This window comes from Patescibacteria group bacterium (assembly GCA_024654625.1).
GTDB lineage: Bacteria > Patescibacteriota > Minisyncoccia.
In genome coordinates, this window is sequence record JANLHB010000036.1 from 1 (window position 1) to 1,938 (window position 1,938).

At 37.2% G+C, this 1,938-nt stretch carries 3 protein-coding genes; 1 reads left to right on the top strand and 2 read right to left on the bottom strand.

Features of this window, described 5'->3' with window-relative positions; translation table 11 throughout:
* Together msrA and NUV40_03955 are read right to left on the bottom strand one after the other, a co-directional pair.
* On the bottom strand, positions 1 to 718 hold a 718-nt coding region (gene msrA, locus NUV40_03950; protein MCR4343022.1), incomplete at its 3' end, for a peptide-methionine (S)-S-oxide reductase MsrA.
* A 263-nt stretch (positions 719 to 981) separates the two neighbouring features.
* Entirely contained in the window at positions 982 to 1,164 is a 183-nt protein-coding gene (locus NUV40_03955; GenBank protein MCR4343023.1) for a homoserine O-succinyltransferase, read from the bottom strand.
* Positions 1,165 to 1,313: 149 nt separating this feature from the next.
* Here NUV40_03955 and NUV40_03960 point away from each other — a divergent pair, with 149 nt between their 5' ends.
* On the top strand, positions 1,314 to 1,856 hold the full coding sequence (locus NUV40_03960) for a hypothetical protein (protein MCR4343024.1): 543 nt from the start codon (positions 1,314 to 1,316) through the stop codon (positions 1,854 to 1,856).
* The last annotated feature ends 82 nt before the right edge of the window (positions 1,857 to 1,938 follow it).

Here is a 1,938-nt window from a genome sequence, read left to right on the forward strand (position 1 = left end):
TTTCCGTGCCACTTTCCTGAGTTACTTTATATTGTAATGGATTCAATTTTTTCAACAGTTCCTCTTTAGTGGATTTATCAAATTTTTTGTTATTGCTACCACGCCCGGTATCCATCTCTTTGCCCCAAATCCTTTCCAGGAATTTATCACGACCAGAGCCTCTTCTATAAGTCTTATACCTTAGCGGGCTCTTTTTATAAAAATCCTGATGATATTCTTCAGCTTTATAAAATGAAGTTGCCTCAGTAATCTCTATAACAATCTGCTCGTCGTATCTTCCTGACTTGTCCAATTGCTCTTTTGATTCCTCTGCCAGACGCTTTTGATCTTCGTTGTGATAAAAAATTGCTGTTCTGTACTGTGAGCCTCGATCGGCAAACTGGCCGTCAGGATCGGTTGGGTCTATCTGCCGCCAGAAGAGATCAAGCAGTTTTGAATAACTTATTTTAGAGGGATCGTACGTTATCTGGATCGCTTCAAGATGAAAGGTTGCTCCTGCACAAACCTCTTCGTACGTTGGATCTTCCTTTTGCCCACCTGTATATCCTGATAAAACTTCTGAAACACCTTCCAGCTTTTCGAAAGGGTGTTCCATACACCAGAAACAGCCTCCCGCAAAAGTTGCTTTCTCATATTTAGTTTCGGCAAATAAACTGAATGGCATTAAAAAAAGTAAAACAAGGAAAAAAAGAAAATGTATATTATATTTTACTGACATATTCACCTCCATAGATAAGTGTATATTATTTAATCTATTTCTCCATTATCCTATTAAAAACGTATTTAAAAAAGGGTTTTTTAATAAATATTTCTAAAACTAAAAACCTCTTTACATAACAGTTGCAAAGAACGCTAAGAGAACAAAATCAGAGTTGTTTTTTTGGAGTGCAGTAACCGCCTGTCCGCCAGTCTATTAGGCGGGTGTTACTGCTTTATTACGCATCATCACAGATGATGCACTCCATATTAAGAGGAGGTAGTTTAATGGGTCTGCTTAATCCATTGCGCGAAGAAATCGAGGCAATGCCCCCACCATCTATTCAGCGGATTCTCAATATCCAGATTCTTCGGAACCTCAACATCTTCTCTTCCTTTTTTTACATCTCTCTGATACTCATATACAAGCCTTTCCGCTGGATATTCCGGATGCCCGAGATGCTCAATACCTGGAAGACTCGTTCCATAAATTTTAAATTAGGATCTGGCCTGAATTTCCTCTTGATTTCCATAATATTACTTATTAACATTTTGAACATGGAATATCCAATGGGTATTTTTCCATGTTATGCATCTAAATTAACAAAGAGAGAACCATGAGCACGTCAGTTACATTCGATTCTAATGTATGGGAAATCATCGTAGATGAAGACAAGCGAAATAGTTCAGATCCAATCTATACTAGGATCTATGAGCTAATAAATAATAGCGCAATTCAGCCCTACTTTTTTGAGGGCTTAGCCACAATAGAAACCATTAAGAAAAAAGACAGAAAGGAACACTATGCCAATTACAAAGCTGGATTTTCTATGTCTGTAGATGGTAAGGAAGTTTCTTTACACAATGGTTCTGGAGGTCCAGAAATTTCAGAGTATCTAAATAGAGTTGTACCCCAAGCACTTGAGTTGGGTTTTAGATTTACACATTTACCGAGAATTGGAGCACCTAAACTCAACATACCAGAAAAATATAGGGCACCTGATGAGAAATATAGCATGAAAGAGAGACAAGGCCGCTCTTTTGAGTGTGCGAAATATATTGAAAGCCTCAGCGCAGGGAAAGGAAAATTAATGAATGAACTATGTGCTTCCAATGGCGGATTGGTACAGAAAACAAAAAATGATAACTCGATTATATAGGAATTTCCTTTTTAAGTTTTTTAGCTTAAAAAGGTTATGACAAGACGACAGTTATGATTGAAAGATAGTATATTAAAGTCTA

Bases quoted from the DNA above. Each gene is read 5' to 3' on its own strand.
- NUV40_03960 (MCR4343024.1), top strand. From the start codon at position 1,314: ATGAGCACGTCAGTTACATTCGATTCTAATGTATGGGAAATCATCGTA.